Here is a 15,166-nt window from a genome sequence, read left to right on the forward strand (position 1 = left end):
CACAACCGGCTCAAGTACCGCCGCAACACCCGCCGCACCCGGAACAAAACCGGTACCGGAGCCGGGGCCGGGGCCGGGGCCAAAGCCCCGCCCCCGCCGGACGGCAAGGCCCCGCCGGGAGGCAAGGCCCCGCCGGGCCCGCCAGGCAGCAAGGACCCGCCCGACTCCGCGGGCTGACACCACCACCCTCCTCACCCCCGGGAAGAGAACACCCCGGAGGGCCACACCCCACGGCACCCCCTGGCCGGGAGGCGATTGTTCCCGACCAGGGGGTGCCCGGGCGGGCGTGTTCGGCGGTGTAGGCGGGTGATCCCCCGCTTCGCGGTCATTCTCGGCACCGAAAACGGCCGCGAAGCGGGGGCGCGTCACCGAAAACCCCGTTGTTGGTGCTCATGGGAGCACTGCCAACACTCGAGGCCGGCCCCGGAGGCCGGCCTGACGGTCGAACCCGACACTGGCAGCAAGAGCAGCGGTTACCGCCCTCGGCAGTGACGCTGGAACCGGCTTCGACCGCCGAAGTCGGCTCCAGTAGCAAGAGCGCGGGCACCAGGGGTCGAGTTCGGCTCCGGTAGCAAGATCAACAGTGCCTGGGCAGTTCCAGAGGAGCGCACACGCCGGCCTGCCCCGGCCTCAATGCCGTCACCGGGAGCAGGCGGGGCCAGGCTTGTGCCTTACGCAGGAGCGAGCCACCATGCCCGCGCCGCAAGCGGTGGTCGCAATGCGGCCACCACAGGGGGTTTGGTAGTTAGGACCCCCACTTCTTCGGCCGGATGGGGACCTGCGGCCGGTAGGTGTTCGGCGGCGAGAGCGCAACAGCCCGGCATCAAGGGGCGGACCGCACACCCCGAGGCGCCCCACCCCGACCCACCACAACGCCGCCACCATCCCCATCCAGGAACAGGAGTGGGGGTGGCGCCGAAACGGGTTGCGGAAAGCCCCGGCCGGGCTAGGCTCGACGCTCCGACGAACACCACCCACCTCAGCCACAGCCCCCCGACCCACCATCCACCTGAACCGATCCCCGAGCCCCACCCGAGGACCAGGACCCGACGCTCCACCGAACACCACCCGCCCCGAACCAATCCATCCATGAACCCCACCCCCTTGCCCCATCCCCCTCGTCCCCTCGTCTTCCCACAGCCCCGGCCCGACCCGCCCCGCCCCGGCCACCCGCAGGAACGAGCGACCCCGCCCCATCAACGATCCAGCGTGTGTCCCGCGGATGCCGGTACACCGGAAAGCCGAGGAGGGCACGGCTCGAGTGACCGATGAGAGCAGAACAGGAGCAGCGCCCCCGCCGGACGCGGGCACGATCGCCGCGCGGGTCCGCCGGGGCGAGGTCAGCGCGGTCGAGACCGCCCGGGAGACGCTGTCATGCATCGACCGAACCGCACACCTGCACGCTTTCACCGAGGTATGGCCCGAGGAAGCACTGGAGCGGGCACGCTCGATCGATGGTGCCCTCGCCCGCGGCGCGGACCTGCCGTTGGCTGGGGCGTCCCTCGCGGTCAAGGCTTCGGAAGGAACCGGCTCCCACCAAGCCGATGCGCTGATCGGGGCCGGGGCGGTGCCGGTCGGTTCCACGTCCGTTCCCGGGCCCGGGACTGCGTGGAAGACCTGGGGCCACACCGACGCCGGGCGCACCCTCAACCCTTGGGCCCCGGACGTGGTACCCGGCGGTTCGTCGGCGGGTTCGGCGGTGGCGGTGGCGACCGGGGCGGTGCCGTGGGCGACCGCGAGCGACGGGGCCGGGTCGACACGGATCCCGGCCGCGTGGTGCGGGGTTCTCGGGTACAAGCCCACGACCGGGTTGTTGCCGGCGCGCGACAGGGCCGGGTTGACCGTGGGTGGGCCGATCGCGCGCACGGTGGCCGATCTGGAGCTGTACCGGCGTGTGGTCCTGGGCGCTCTCCCGGCCCCCGCTCCCGTCCGTGTCAGGGTGGCGTGGTCGGGGACGTTGGGTTTCAACACCCCTGAGCCCGAGGTGGCAGGCCTCGCCGAACGGGCCCTGCGGCGTTGGGAGCGCGGGTCCGACACGGTCGAGGTGGTCGACACACCCATCGCGCTCAGCGATCCGGGCGTGGTCTGGTTCGCCCGCCGCGGGGCCGGTCCGGACACCCGTGCGGTCGTGGGCCGGGGCGACCGGGAGGCGCTGGCGGAGCTGTTCTCCCGTGTGGACCTGTTGGCCACCCCGACCACACCCAATCCCCCGCACCCGCACGCGGGGCCCGGGGAGGTGATGAGTGTGGGGTTCACGTGGTTGTTCAACCTGACCGGGCACCCGGCGGTCAGCCTTCCGGCCGGACGCACCGCGCGGGGGCTCCCGGTCGGGCTGCACCTGGTCGCCGCGCACCGCGCGGACGCATTCCTCCTGTCGGCCGCGGCGGACTCCGAACGCGCCGCCACGCCCGCACTGTGGCCGGGGTGAGCAGGCGCCTCAGAAGCCGGTGAAAGCGGTGTCGGTGCGGTCCAGGGATGCGGCCACACCGACCCGGTGGTCGTCGGTGTCCATGAGGGCGACCTGTTCGGCGGCCTCGTGCTCCATGGCGGCGGGCAGCGCCGCGCGGAGGCCGGCGCGGAGCGTGGCCTTCATCGAGCGCACCGCCAGGGGCGCGGAAGTGGTGATGCGGTGGGCGTGTACGAGGGCGGCCTCACGTACCGCGTCGGCGGTGTCCTCGTCGGTGAGGTGGTCGGCGAGACCGATGGCGTGGGCCTCGGTCCCGGTGACGCGGCGGGCGGTGTAGAGCATGTCGGCGGCCTTCTGTTCGCCGGCCAGACGCGGGAGGGTGAGGGTGATCCCGAAACCCTGGTGCAGACCCAGGCGCCCGAAGTTGGCGTGGAAGCGGCTGGAAGGTGCGGCCACCCGGAAGTCGGCGGCGCACGCGAGGCCGAGCCCGCCGCCGACGGCTGCCCCTTGGACGGCGGCGACCACGGGGACGGGCAGGTCGAACAGGCGCCGTCCCTCGGTGTAGAGGGCACGCAGGGTCCGGTCGGGGGTGGCTCCGATCCCGGTTCCGGAGAAGTCGACGCCGGCGCAGAAGTTCTTGCCCTCGGAGGTCAGGACGAGCGCGCGACACCCGGGTGAGGCCGCGGCCTTCTCGGCCTCCTCGGCGAGCTCTCGGAGGAGGTCGAGGTCGAAGTGGTTGTTCGGGGGCCTGCGGATCTGCAGGACTCCGACGTGCCCGTCGAAGCGGACGGACAGTTCCTCACTCATGGTCTCTCCCGGGTCTGGTGGTGGAACGGACCCGAGGTTACTCGGTAGTAGATCAGCGCCCGGTGACCCACCCCCGTGCGCGCCGCCCCGAGGCGCCCGGCAGGCATGACGAAGGCCCCTCCCTCGGGAGGGGCCCCGGCCCGGCTCGGATGCCCCGTAGGGCGCGTGATGTCGCTGCACGCTCTCCGCCAGGCAAAATCCACCCTACGCGCCCCTTCACGGTGGAGCGCACGAAGAACCCGGACCGGACACCCTCCCGTTCAGGGGTGTGACCCACGTCGCCCGCACAGCCCCGGTTTCCGCGACCTCGGCACCGTCGGAGATTCTTCACATCGAGGACACCCGGAAGACCGGGAGGCTGCCCCGGGAGAGAGTGACGCGCGTCGCATTCACGAATTTTCCGAGTGGCTCGGCCCCCTCCATCCCCGAACGGGCCATCCGATGAACACACTCCGTGACCCCCGCCCCGCAGTTCGGGGCGCACGCGCGCGCGAAACCGACCGTTTTTCCATGACCGTGCGTGTCCGCCCTGGCCCTCAGTGCCACGAACCGACCGCTGTACGAAGCCTGGTCTTTAGGTTAGCCTTCCCTTGGTCCGGAGCCCTTCTGCCAGGAGCGCCCCGTATTCAGTGCCTTCGTTCCGCCTCATGGCCGCATCCGATCCACGGACGCAGCCGGCATGCCCGTTCTCAGGAGGACCATCCATGAGCTCGCTCGCGCGGTCCGTACAGGACCCGCAGGCCGCCACACCGGCCACGCCGCCCGACCCCTCCCCCGAGTATCTGGCGCAACTCTTCGACTCCGGAAGCGCCGAGCGCTACCACGACCTCACCCGAGAGGCCTCCGGACGTGTCGCCCGCCGTGTGGCCGACACCGAACAGCCACTGACCGGCGCCACCGCCGAGGACCTGCGTCCCGGCATGGCCGACGTCGACCTCGACCGCCCCCTCGGCGACCCCGTCGCGGCCCTGGACGAGCTCGAGCACCTCTACCTCGACGACGCCGTCTACTTCCATCACCCCCGCTACATGGGCCACCTCAACTGCCCCGTGGTCCTGCCCGCCCTCATGGGCGAATCCGTGCTCTCGGCGGTCAACTCCTCCCTCGACACCTGGGACCAGAGCGCCGGCGGCACCCTCATCGAACAGCGGATGATCGAGTGGACCTGCGGACGCATCGGCTTCGGCCCCTCCTCCGACGGGATCTTCACCAGCGGCGGCAGCCAGTCCAACCTCCAAGCGCTGCTGCTGGCCCGCAACGAGGCGCACGAACGCGAGGGTGAAGGCGCCCGTCTGGCCGACCTCCTCCCTCGGATGCGCATCCTGGCCTCCGAGGCCGGTCACTTCAGCGTCGCCAAGTCGGCCGCTCTGCTGGGACTCGGGTACGAATCCGTGATCCCGGTAGCCTGCGACGATCGCCGCCGTATGCGCCCCGGCGCCCTGGCCGCCGAGCTCAGGCGCTGCAAGTCCGAGGGGCTCCTGCCCGTGGCCGTGGTCGCCACCGCCGGTACCACCGACTTCGGCAGCATCGACCCGCTGCCGCAGATCGCCGACCTGTGCTCACGCAACGGCGTGTGGATGCACGTGGACGCCGCCTACGGGTGCGGGCTGCTGGTCTCGCGCCACCGCCACCTGCTCAGCAGTATCGAACACGCGGACTCGGTGACGGTCGACTTCCACAAGTCGTTCTTCCAACCGGTCAGCTCCAGCGCCGTACTCGTGCGCGACCGCACCACGTTGCGCCACGTCACCTACCACGCGGACTACCTCAACCCGCGCTCGGACGGCAGCACCCCGATCCTCTCGCCCAACCAGGTCGACAAGAGCCTGCAGACCACACGGCGCTTCGACGCGCTCAAGCTCTGGCTGACCCTGCGTGTCATGGGCGCCGAGGGTGTGGGCGAACTCTTCGACGGTGTCCTCGATCTGGCAGCGCAGGGCTGGCAGCTGCTCGACCGGGACCCCAGGTTCACGGTCGTGACTCGGCCGGCGCTGAGCACGCTGGTGTTCCGGTGCGCGCTGCCCGGGGTCGAGGAAGATCTGGCCGACGCCGCCAACCGCTACGCCCGTGAGGCCCTGTTGGACTCCGGGGCGGCCTTCGTCGCCCGTACGACGGTCGACGGGCGCCCCCACCTGAAGTTCACCCTGCTCAACCCCAAGGCCACGGTCCAGGACATCGGCGAGGTCCTGGACCTGCTGGCCGGGTACGCCGAGCGGTTCGCCGCCGAGCACGGCGCCCCTGCCCCCGACGCCCTGTCGGCCGCCGGCACCGAGCCGGCCACCACGACCAACGGGAGCCCTCAGTGAGTGACAGCGCGCAACAGGTGTACGACTTCGCCGCGATTGGTGTGGGCCCCTTCAACCTGGGCCTGGCCGCCCTGAGCGAGCCCGTGGCCGAGCTCGACGGGCTGTTCCTGGACGAAAGACCCGAGTTCGACTGGCACAGCGGCATGATGCTGGAGGACGCCGAGCTCCAGACCCCGTTCATGTCGGACCTGGTCACCCTGGCCGACCCCACCTCCCCGTTCTCCTTCCTCAATTATCTGAAGGAGTCCGGGCGCCTCTATCCCTTCTACATCCGCGAACGTTTCTATCCCCTGCGCGCGGAGTTCAACGACTACTGCCGCTGGGTCACGCGCCGGCTCGGCGACCGGGTCCGGTTCGGCCACCGGGTCGAGTCCGTGGAGTTCGACGACGAGCGCGCGCTCTACCTCGTGCACAGCACGGAGACGGCCACCGGGCACACTCGCGTGGACCCGGCCCGGCGCCTGGTACTGGGCACCGGCACCCCGCCCTATGTGCCCGGCCCCTGCCGTGACCTGCCCGGGGACGCGGTGCACAGCTCCGGGTACCTGTACGCCAAACAGGATCTGCAGAAGAAGGACAGCATCACGGTCGTGGGCAGCGGCCAGAGCGCCGCGGAGATCTTCCACGACCTTTTGCAGGAGGCCGACACCCACGGCTACCGGCTCAGCTGGGTCACCCGATCGCCGCGGTTCTTCCCGCTGGAGTACACCAAACTCACGCTGGAGATGACCTCCCCGGAGTACGCCGACCACTTCTACTCGCTGCCGAAAGGCAAACGCGAGGAGCTGATCGCCTCCCAGAAGAACCTCTACAAGGGCATCGACTCCGACCTCATCGACGCGATCTACGACCTGCTCTACCTCAAGGGCAGGGCGGGGGCGCCGAAGGTGCGCCTGATGACCAACACCGAGGTCACCGGAGTGCGCCAGGACGAGCAGGGCGCCTACCGGATGGAGCTGCGCAACACCGACCAGGAGCGCGGCTTCGCCCTGTACACACACGGTCTGGTGCTGGCGACCGGATACCGGTACCAGGTCCCCGATTTCCTGGAGCCGATCGCCGACCGCCTGGCATGGGACGGCCCGGGACGGTTCGCGGTGCGCCGCGACTACCGGGTGGACCGGGCCGCGCACGAGGGCGGGGCCGCCGAGGGGACCGGTGCGGTCTACGTGCAGAACGCAGAACTGCACACGCACGGGTTCGTCTCCCCCGACCTGGGCATGGGCGCCTACCGCAACTCCTGCATCCTGCGCGCAATGCTGGGACGCGAGCCCTACACGGTGGAGCGTTCCATCGCTTTCCAGGAGTTCGGTGCCCCCGGCGGGACGGCCGCGGGGACGTGGGACGGCGACGACCTGGTGCCCCTGCCCGCCACCGACGACGCTCCCCTGGAGGCCTCGAACCGATGAGTGAGTCCGCACACGAGACCACGGTGTTCACCCGCGAGGACCCCCTGCTGGGCCGCTTCACCGTGCGCCCCCTGGACCCCGGATCCGACATCCCGATGCTGCACCGGTGGCTGACCGACCCCAAGTCGGAGTTCTGGTTGCTGACCGAGGCGAGCCGGGACGACATCGCACGCCAGTTCCGGGCCACGGTCGCCTCCGAGCACGAACAGGCCTACATCGGCGAGTGGGAGGGCGAGCCCAGGTTCCTGGTGGAACTGTACGACCCCGCCCACAGCGAACTGAAAGACGTGTACACGGTGCTGCCCGGCGACACGGGCATGCATTTCCTGGTCGCACCGACCGACACCCCGGTCTCGGGGTTCACGCGGTCGGTGATCACCACGGTCATGGAGCTGGCCTTCGCCGACCCCGGCACCGACCGGGTGGTGGTCGAACCGGACGTGCGCAACCGGCCCGTGCACGCGCTCAACACGGCGATGGGGTTCCACGTCGAGCGCACGGTGGCCCTGGGCGGCAAGGAAGCCCGCCTCAGTTTCTGCAGCAGAGACCAGTTCGGGGCCGCGACGGCGGCCGAGACGACCACGGGAGGGGACCGGCGATGAGCGTCAGCACCCACCACGACCGGACCGACACCGACCAGGGACGGGACGAGCCCCGTACGGCAGCCCCTCGGCCGTACGGCGCCGCGCCCCAGGAGGCGACGGCGCATCTGACACCAGAACTGTGGGACCGCGCCAACCGCCTGCTGGTGCGCAAGGCCCTGGCGGAGTTCACGCACGAGCGCCTGCTGGAACCGCAACCGGCCGGGGAAGAGCGGTACACGCTGAGCAGCGACGACGGCGGCGCCGAGTACCGGTTCACCGCCCGGGTCATGGCGTTGGACCACTGGAAGGTCGACGCCGACAGCATCGAGCGGGTGGGCCGTGGCGGCGAGGCCCTGCCGGTGGACGCCCTCGACCTGGTCCTGGACCTGCGTGAGACGCTCGGGCTCAGCGACGAGGTGCTGCCGGTCTACCTGGAGGAGATCACCAGCACCCTGGCCGGGAACGTCTACCGGATGGCCGACGGCCCGCGCAGCGCCGCCGAGCTGGCACGGGCCGGGTTCCAGGAGATCGAGGCCGGCATGACCGAGGGCCACCCCTGCTTCGTGGCCAACAACGGGCGGCTGGGTTTCGACGCCGCCGAGTACGCGGCCTTCGCCCCCGAGGCGGCCGCCCCGGTGCGCCTGGTGTGGGTGGCGGCGCGGCGGTCGCTGACCACCTTCACCTGCTCGGACGACGTGGACCGCGAGCAGCTGTTGGCCGAGGAGTTGGGCACTCGGGTGCTGGGCTCCTTCAACGCCCGGATGCGCGACCTGGGGCTGGATCCGGCCGAGTACCACCTGATCCCGGTGCACCCGTGGCAGTGGTGGAACCGCATCTCGGTCACCTTCGCCGCGGACGTGGCACGCCGGGACCTGGTGTGCCTGGGGCACGCACCGGACGAGTACCGCGCCCAGCAGTCGATCCGGACCTTCTTCAACACCTCCTCGCCCGAGCGGCACTACGTCAAGACGGCGCTGTCGGTGCTGAACATGGGGTTCCTGCGCGGGCTGTCGTCGGAGTACATGGAGGCCACGCCCGCCATCAACGACTGGCTCACCGAGCTGGTGGCCGGCGACCCGATCCTGGCCTCGACCGGGGTGGGGGTCCTGCGGGAGCGGGCCGCGGTGGGCTACCGCACCGACCACTACGCGCGAGCCGCCACGAAGGGCTCGCCGTACCTGAAGATGCTGGCGGGACTCTGGCGCGAGAGCCCGGTCCCGCGCCTGGGGCCGGGCGAGCGCCTGGCGACGATGGCGTCGCTGCTGCACACCGACGCCGAGGGACGCTCGCTGGCGGCCGAGCTCATCGCCGAGTCGGGCCTGGAGCCCACCGAGTGGCTGCGCCGGTACCTGGACGCCTACCTGGTGCCGCTGCTGCACTCCTACTACGCCCACGACCTGGTGTTCATGCCGCACGGCGAGAACGTCATCATGGTGCTGCACGAGGGGGTGCCCCAGCGTGTGCTGATGAAGGACATCGCCGAGGAGATCGCGGTGATGAGCGAGGACGCGGTGCTGCCGGAGGCGGTGGAGCGCATCCGGGCGGAAGTACCCGAGGACAAGCGGCTGCTGTCGCTGTTCACCGACGTCTTCGACTGCTTCCTGCGGTTCCTCAACGGGATCCTCTCCGACGAGGGCGTGGTGAACGAGGACGAGTTCTGGTCGACGGTGGCGCGGTGCGTGACCGATTACCAGGACTCGGTGCCGCACCTGGCGGAGAGGTTCGAGCGTGAGTCGCTGTTCGTGGACCGGTTCGCGCTCTCGTGCCTGAACCGGCTGCAGCTGCGCAACAACAAGCAGATGGTGGACCTGCAGGACCCGGCCGGGGCCCTGCAGCTGGCCGGCACCCTGGAGAACCCGCTCGCCCGGTTCCGTCCGGGCGGCGAGTCCCGGTAGGCGCATCGGGCCCGTCAGCAGGAAACGGGTTTCCGCGTCGGCGGCCCTTCCCGGTCCGGCATGTACCGGGTTCAGGAAGGGTCGTCGACGTGCAGCCCGGCCACGGCCGCCTGCAGCCGGTCCCGTCGGCCTCCGGTCAGGGCCACCCCGAGCCGGTCCAGCCACTCATCGAGTTCGCCTCTGCCGAGTTCGCGCTTGGTGGTGCGTGTGCCGGGACGGCGCACGGTGACGGTCCCGTGGGTGAGGGTCGCGTGGCTGCCGTCCGCGAGGTGGCCGGACACGGTCAGCATGGACCGGAAGGGCGAACCGCCGTGGACACTCACGTAGTGGTTGGCCATCGCCACGTCGACGGGGCGTACGGGCAATTCGTCCGTGGTGTGTTGACGTTCCCACGCACCACGGGTCCAGCGCTGCAGTTCCCAGAAGACCGTTTCCTCCTCCACGACACGGCGCATCCGGTGGGTCGCCCCGCCGTAGGTGTCCTGTGCCCCGTCGCGCATCTCGATCGGCCGCAGCAACCTGGCGTCGAACCCGGGGTCGGCCAGCCACCGGCGCCCGTCCAGGACGATCTCGACGACCATGTGCGCCCGCGCCGACTCCGCGGGGTCACCCACCCGCCCCAAGCGGCGCCGTACGTCGTAGCCGAGGCGTTCCAGGGCAGCGGCGAACAGGACGCCGTGCTCGAAGCAGTATCCGCCGCGCCCTTGCTCGAGGAACTTGCGGCTCACCGAGGCCAGGTCGACGTGTGGGCCGTCGCCGAGCAGCACGTCGATGTTGTCGAAGGTGAGAGTGCGTATGTGGGCCTCGTTCAGACGGTCGAGGGTCGCACGGTCGGGCACGCGCGGTTCCACCCCCAGGCGTTCGTAGTAGGCCCGCAGGTCCAGTGCCGCGGTGTTCCAAGGGTCCTCGTGCCGCATGGTCCGTTCCTTCCTGTGGGGTGTGCGATGTTCCGACCGTGGCCGATGAGGGTTCCGGAAGGGTTCCGGCGACCTGTCGGCCGGGGCCGGGACGCGGGAGCGCCGTGGCCCCCGGTCGGGTGTCCGTAGGAGGATGTGGGCATGCACGTCGATGTGTTGGGGCAGGTGCGTCTGAGCACCGATGCCGGTGAAGGGGTTCCCGTCCCGGAACGCAAGGTACGGCTGCTGTTGGCCCTCCTGGTTTCTCGGCGGGGCGAGGCGGTCCCCGCNGCCCGGCCCACACGTGTACTCCGGTCCAAGCTGTCCCAGCTCAGGAGCGCCCTGGACCTGGCCGGGGACGGCGGCCGGGGCCTCTTGGTCCACACCCCCGCGGGTTACCGGCTGGATCTTCCGTCCGGGGCGGTGGACGCCGAACGGTTCCGGGACCTGGTGGAACGTGCGCGCGCCGCGGGATCGGCGCGCGAGCGTGCCGACCTGTCGGGTGAGGCGTTGGCGCTGTGGCGGGGTGAGGCGTACGCGGACGTGGCCGACGAACTCTGGCTCGCCCCTGAGCTGGCCGCGCTGGAAGAGGCCCGGTTGAGCGCGGTCGAGGAGCGGACCGAAGCTCTGGTGGAGACCGGCGAGGCCGAGGCCGCGGTGGAGCTGGCGACCGTCCCGGCGAAGGCGCACCCCACTCGGGAGCGGCTCGCGGGGGCGTTGATGTCGGCCCTGTACCGGACCGGGCGCCAGCACGACGCGCTGATGTTGTTCGAGTCCGTGCGCGGGCACCTGGCCGAGGCGCTCGGGGCGGATCCTGGACCGCCGCTGCGGGCGCTCCACGAGCGCATCCTGCGGCACGACCCGGAACTGACCCCGCAGACCGGTGAGCGCCCCGGAGAGAGGACCGGGCCGACCCGGGGCGGACTGCCGGCCGAGGTCTCGTCGATCATCGGTCGTGAGAACGAGGCCGCCGAGGTCGGCGGGCTCCTGAGCAACGGGCGGCTGCTGACCGTGACAGGGATCGGCGGGGTCGGCAAGACCCGGCTGGCGGTGCACGTGGCGCACGCGTGGAGGGGTCGTTTCCCCCGGGGTGTGTGGTTCGTGGACCTGACGGCGCTGTCTCCCTCTCCGGGGCTCACGGACCGGGCCGAGGGGTGGGAAGTGGCCTACCGGGTGACCGACCTGGTCGCGGCCGCGATAGGGCTCCCGGTGCGCACCGTTCCCGACGACTGCCTGCACCGGCTCGGGGACGCCCTGGGCGGGCGGCCCTCACTGCTGGTACTGGACAACTGCGAGCACGTGATCGACGAGGCCGGGGCCTTCGTCGCAGCACTCCTGGAGAACGTGACGGGGCTGCGGGTGCTCACCACCGGCCGGGAACCGTTGAACCTGCCCGGCGAGCAACGCTATGAACTGCGTCCGCTGACCACCACGGCCGACCACGGTCCCGGGCCGGCGATGCGCTTCTTCACCGAGCGTGCACGCGCCGTGGACCCCGGTTTCGTGATGGACGAGGAGACCGCTCCGGTGGTGGCGCAGGTCTGCCGTGCCCTGGACGGGCTGCCGCTGGCGTTGGAGCTGGCCGCGAACCGGGTGCGCGCCCTGTCGGTCCACGAATTGTCGGAGCGGCTGGCCAACCGCCTCGACCTGCTTACCCGACCGGGCGGGCGAGTGCCGCGCCGCCAGCAGACACTCAGGGCGGTGATCGACTGGAGCTGGTGGCTCCTGGACGACGACGAGCGGAGGGTCCTGAGGCGCCTCGCGGCCTTCCGCGGCGACTGTCCGTTGACCGCCGCCGAGGCGGTCTGCCCCGACCCCGACGGCACGGGGGCCGAGGGGGTGACCTCCTCCCGGGTCCTGGACGTCCTGACCGGGTTGGTCGACCGCAGCCTGGTGACCTCGACCCTGGTGGGCCGCGAGCGGCGGTTCGGGCTCCTGGAATCCATCAGGATCTACGCGGCCGAGAAACTCGCCGAGGCGGGCGAGGCCGAGGAGATCGGCCGACGCCACCTGCACCATTACACGGAGCTGGCCCGTCGGGCCGACGCCGGCCTGCGCGGGCACGACCAACGCGCGTGGCTGTGCCGGATGGAGAGCGAACACGTGAACCTACGGCAGGCCCTGGAAACGGCGCTGGCCGTCGGGGACGGTGCTTGTGCCGTCGAGCTGACGCTGGGCACGTTCTGGTTCCAATGGATCACCGGGCGTATGTCGCACGTGCGTGAGGACCTGGCGGCCGCGATCGCGCTGCCCGGCACGCACCGTGACCGCTTCGCCCGGGCGAACGCCCTGTGCGTGACGTTGGGGGCCCATGCACACCCCGATCAGGCGGAGGCCCGGATCGGACGTGCACTGTCCCTGTTCGGGGACGCGGCCCCGGTGGAACGCGCCGATGTCCAGTGGTTCGCCGGTCTGACCCTGTTCACCCTGGGCCAGGAGGAAACCGGCGAGCACCACATGTCGGATGCGGTCGGTGCCCTGTCCGAGCACGGCCGGGACCGGGCCGCCGCCGTGGCGGTCTGTTACAGGGACTGGGTGCGCCTATGGGTGCAGGGCATCCTGCCCGAGGGGCTGCCCGACGGCCGCGCGGCCCGGACGGTCCTGGAGGAGGCGGGCGACGAGTGGGCCGTGGCCAAGAGCCTGGAGGTGGACCACCTCGAGGCCGAGGTTCGAGGCCGCCACGACCGTGCACGCACGATCGCCGAACGGGCACTGGAGCTGTGCCAGGACCTGAACCTGCGGTCGGAGGTCTCCTGGTGGCGGGTGAGTCTGGCCGTCTGCGCGCTCCGCGCGGACGAGAAGGAGGAGGCCACCGTCCTGCTGCGGCAGGCCAGGGAACAGGCGGGTGAGCTCGTCGACACCTACTGCCTGGGCTATGCCGACCTGGCCGAGACGATGGTGGCCCGCCGGGACGGTGACCCCGCCCGCGCACGCCGGTTCCTGGACCGGTGGACCGGGGCCGGAGCGGTCAGCGGAACCGGTCCTCTCACAGGTTTCGAGGAAGGGTTCCTCGCGTTGGCCGAGGGCGAGCACCGGCGGGCCGCGGCGGCCCTGCGGGGCCTGCTCCCGTCCGTGGTGGCCACGGGGGCCGGGCCGGTGCAGGCCCGTGCCCTGGAGCTGGCTGCCGGGGTGTGGGCTCTCGGCGGTGAACCGGCGCGTGCGGCCGAGGCGTTGGGTACGGCCGAGACCACGCGCGCGGGCGCCGCGCCGAACGTACTGGAGCGGGCCGACCTGGACGCGGCGCGGGCCTCGGTACTGCGGCGGATCGACGAGGGGGCCTTCGAAGCGGCGCTGGAACGGGGCCGGGTACGGGACGCCGCCTCCGTTCTGTCCCACGCCCTCGGCCGTGTCCCCGAACCTTCCGGCTGACACCCCTGGCGGGCCGAGCGGGTTCCGGGCCGACCCGGTGCCCCGGAACCCGGGGGGAACCCTTCCGGAACCCAGCGGGGCGAGTGTCGGGGCATCGACACAGAACGACGTCCCGGAAGGATCACACGGCGATGACCGACACACAGCGTTCCGCGCACGCCCCCGCCCACACGGCCGTCCCCCTGCGGGTGGCCCTCATCATCGGCAGTGTCCGCAAGGACCGTTTCGGCCCGGTCCCGGCCCGGTGGATCTCCCGACAGCTCGGTGCCCGACCGGATCTGGAGGTGGAAACGGTCGACCTGGCCGAGTACGAGCTGCCCCTCGTACTCAACGGCAACGACCCGGGCGAGCCCCTTCCCGAACCGGTCAAGGCGCTGGGCGAGCGGTTGCAGCGGGCCGATGCCTTCGTGGTGGTGACCCCGGTCTACAACCGCAGCTACCCGGCCTCGCTGAAGACCGTCATCGACTGGTTCCACGAAGAGTGGACGGCCAAGCCCGTCGGGTTCGTCTCCTACGGCGGAATGACCGGCGGGGTGCAGGCGGTGGAGCACCTGCGCGGGGTCTTCGCCGAGTTCAACACGGTCTCCCCTCGTGAAGCGGTGCTGTTCCCGAACTTCTGGGAGGTCTTCGACCACGACGGACGCCCGGTGGAGGCCGAGGCCGTCTCCGGGGTGACGGAGGTCTTCCTCGACCAGCTCCTGTGGTGGGCCCGCGCGCTGCGGCGGGCACGTGCGGAGTCCCCCTTCCCTGGGCAGGGCGAGCCGTGAGTTTCCCGGGGCAGGACGGCCTCAGGGTGTGGTCCCCTCGCTGAGGCGCCCGCCGTGCAGGCGCAGGATCCGGTCGGCGCCGCGCGCCTCCTCGGCGGCGTGAGTGGCCACGAGGACGGCGCGGCCCCGGTCGCGTTCCTCGGCGAGCACATGCGCGATGGCGGAGCGCGCGTCGGTGTCCAGCCCGGTGGAGGGTTCGTCCAGGAGCAGCAGTTCGGCCTCCTGGGCCAGGCCCTGGGCGACGAGCACCCGCTGGCGCTGGCCTCCCGAGAGCGTGTTGAGGGCCCGACCGGCCAGGTCGGCGATGTCGAGCCGGGCCAAGCAGTGTGCGACGGCCTCGTGGTCCTCGCGCCGCAGGCGCCGCCAGGCACCGCGGCGGGCCCAGCGCCCCATGCGCACGGTCTGGACGACGGTGAGCGGCAGCGCGTCGGGCACCGCGCTGCGTTGGGGAACGAACGCGGGCCGTTGCGGCCCGTGGTGCCGGACGCGGCCGGAACGCAGGGGGTGGGTTCCGGCCAACACCCCGAGCAGGGTCGACTTCCCGGATCCGTTGTCGCCGACCAGAGCGGTGACGGCCCCCGCGTGGAGGTCGGCGTTCACACCGCGCAGGATGTCGTCCCCGTCGTACCCGGCGTGCACCGCGTCCAGGTGCACCCGTGTCGTGGTCATGGTGATCTCCGCTCCGCGTTCGATTTGCAAATGATAACGGTTTTCATTGTAAAGTAT

The 15,166-nt window shown here is 71.3% G+C and carries 10 protein-coding genes; 7 read left to right on the forward strand and 3 right to left on the reverse strand.

From position 1 onward, the window contains the following. The first annotated feature begins 1,261 nt into the window (after positions 1 to 1,261). Complete coding sequence (locus tag D473_RS0115405; protein ID WP_017609957.1) at positions 1,262 to 2,428, forward strand: amidase; 1,167 nt, start codon at positions 1,262 to 1,264, stop codon at positions 2,426 to 2,428. Positions 2,429 to 2,437: 9 nt separating this feature from the next. Here D473_RS0115405 and D473_RS0115410 read toward each other — a convergent pair whose 3' ends face one another. After that, positions 2,438 to 3,214, reverse strand: coding sequence for an enoyl-CoA hydratase/isomerase family protein (locus D473_RS0115410; protein WP_017609958.1), 777 nt, complete (start codon positions 3,212 to 3,214; stop codon positions 2,438 to 2,440). A gap of 704 nt (positions 3,215 to 3,918) precedes the next feature. Between D473_RS0115410 and D473_RS0115415 the strand changes: the two genes are divergently transcribed. From D473_RS0115415 to D473_RS0115430, 4 genes are read left to right on the forward strand one after another with little or no spacing between them, the layout of a single operon-like run. Beyond that, positions 3,919 to 5,520, forward strand: a complete 1,602-nt coding sequence (locus D473_RS0115415) for a pyridoxal phosphate-dependent decarboxylase family protein (protein ID WP_017609959.1) — start codon at positions 3,919 to 3,921, stop codon at positions 5,518 to 5,520. Further along, positions 5,517 to 6,929, forward strand: coding sequence for a lysine N(6)-hydroxylase/L-ornithine N(5)-oxygenase family protein (locus D473_RS24940; RefSeq protein WP_017609960.1), 1,413 nt, complete (start codon positions 5,517 to 5,519; stop codon positions 6,927 to 6,929). Before D473_RS0115415 ends, D473_RS24940 begins: the two co-directional genes overlap by 4 nt. Beyond that, positions 6,926 to 7,531, forward strand: a complete 606-nt coding sequence (locus D473_RS0115425; protein ID WP_017609961.1) for a GNAT family N-acetyltransferase — start codon at positions 6,926 to 6,928, stop codon at positions 7,529 to 7,531. Before D473_RS24940 ends, D473_RS0115425 begins: the two co-directional genes overlap by 4 nt. Continuing rightward, positions 7,528 to 9,408, forward strand: coding sequence for an IucA/IucC family protein (locus D473_RS0115430; protein WP_017609962.1), 1,881 nt, complete (start codon positions 7,528 to 7,530; stop codon positions 9,406 to 9,408). The genes D473_RS0115425 and D473_RS0115430 overlap by 4 nt, the downstream gene beginning before the upstream one ends. Before the next feature lie 71 nt (positions 9,409 to 9,479). Here D473_RS0115430 and D473_RS0115435 read toward each other — a convergent pair whose 3' ends face one another. Continuing rightward, positions 9,480 to 10,325, reverse strand: coding sequence for an arylamine N-acetyltransferase family protein (locus D473_RS0115435; protein ID WP_017609963.1), 846 nt, complete (start codon positions 10,323 to 10,325; stop codon positions 9,480 to 9,482). Between the two features lie 141 nt (positions 10,326 to 10,466). Between D473_RS0115435 and D473_RS0115440 the strand changes: the two genes are divergently transcribed. Together D473_RS0115440 and D473_RS0115445 are read left to right on the forward strand one after the other, a co-directional pair. After that, entirely contained in the window at positions 10,467 to 13,673 is a 3,207-nt protein-coding gene (locus D473_RS0115440) for an ATP-binding protein (RefSeq protein ID WP_017609964.1), read from the forward strand. A gap of 131 nt (positions 13,674 to 13,804) precedes the next feature. Next, positions 13,805 to 14,440, forward strand: a complete 636-nt coding sequence (locus D473_RS0115445; RefSeq protein WP_017609965.1) for an NADPH-dependent FMN reductase — start codon at positions 13,805 to 13,807, stop codon at positions 14,438 to 14,440. A gap of 21 nt (positions 14,441 to 14,461) precedes the next feature. Here the strand turns inward: D473_RS0115445 and aztA are convergent, their stop codons facing one another. Further along, positions 14,462 to 15,109, reverse strand: coding sequence for a zinc ABC transporter ATP-binding protein AztA (gene aztA / locus D473_RS0115450; RefSeq protein WP_033353477.1), 648 nt, complete (start codon positions 15,107 to 15,109; stop codon positions 14,462 to 14,464). Positions 15,110 to 15,166 lie beyond the last annotated feature (57 nt).

The sequence above is a fragment of the Nocardiopsis xinjiangensis YIM 90004 genome (genome assembly GCF_000341145.1).
GTDB classification, from domain to species: Bacteria; Actinomycetota; Actinomycetes; order Streptosporangiales; family Streptosporangiaceae; genus Nocardiopsis; species Nocardiopsis xinjiangensis.

Excerpts from the sequence above, each read along its gene's own strand:
- D473_RS0115410 (WP_017609958.1), bottom strand. The coding sequence starts at position 3,214 with ATGAGTGAGGAACTGTCCGTCCGCTTCGACGGGCACGTCGGAGTCCTG.
- D473_RS0115415 (WP_017609959.1), top strand. The coding sequence starts at position 3,919 with ATGAGCTCGCTCGCGCGGTCCGTACAGGACCCGCAGGCCGCCACACCG.
- D473_RS0115425 (WP_017609961.1), top strand. The coding sequence starts at position 6,926 with ATGAGTGAGTCCGCACACGAGACCACGGTGTTCACCCGCGAGGACCCC.
- D473_RS0115430 (WP_017609962.1), top strand. The coding sequence starts at position 7,528 with ATGAGCGTCAGCACCCACCACGACCGGACCGACACCGACCAGGGACGG.
- D473_RS0115435 (WP_017609963.1), bottom strand. The coding sequence starts at position 10,325 with ATGCGGCACGAGGACCCTTGGAACACCGCGGCACTGGACCTGCGGGCC.
- D473_RS0115445 (WP_017609965.1), top strand. The coding sequence starts at position 13,805 with ATGACCGACACACAGCGTTCCGCGCACGCCCCCGCCCACACGGCCGTC.
- aztA (WP_033353477.1), bottom strand. The coding sequence starts at position 15,109 with ATGACCACGACACGGGTGCACCTGGACGCGGTGCACGCCGGGTACGAC.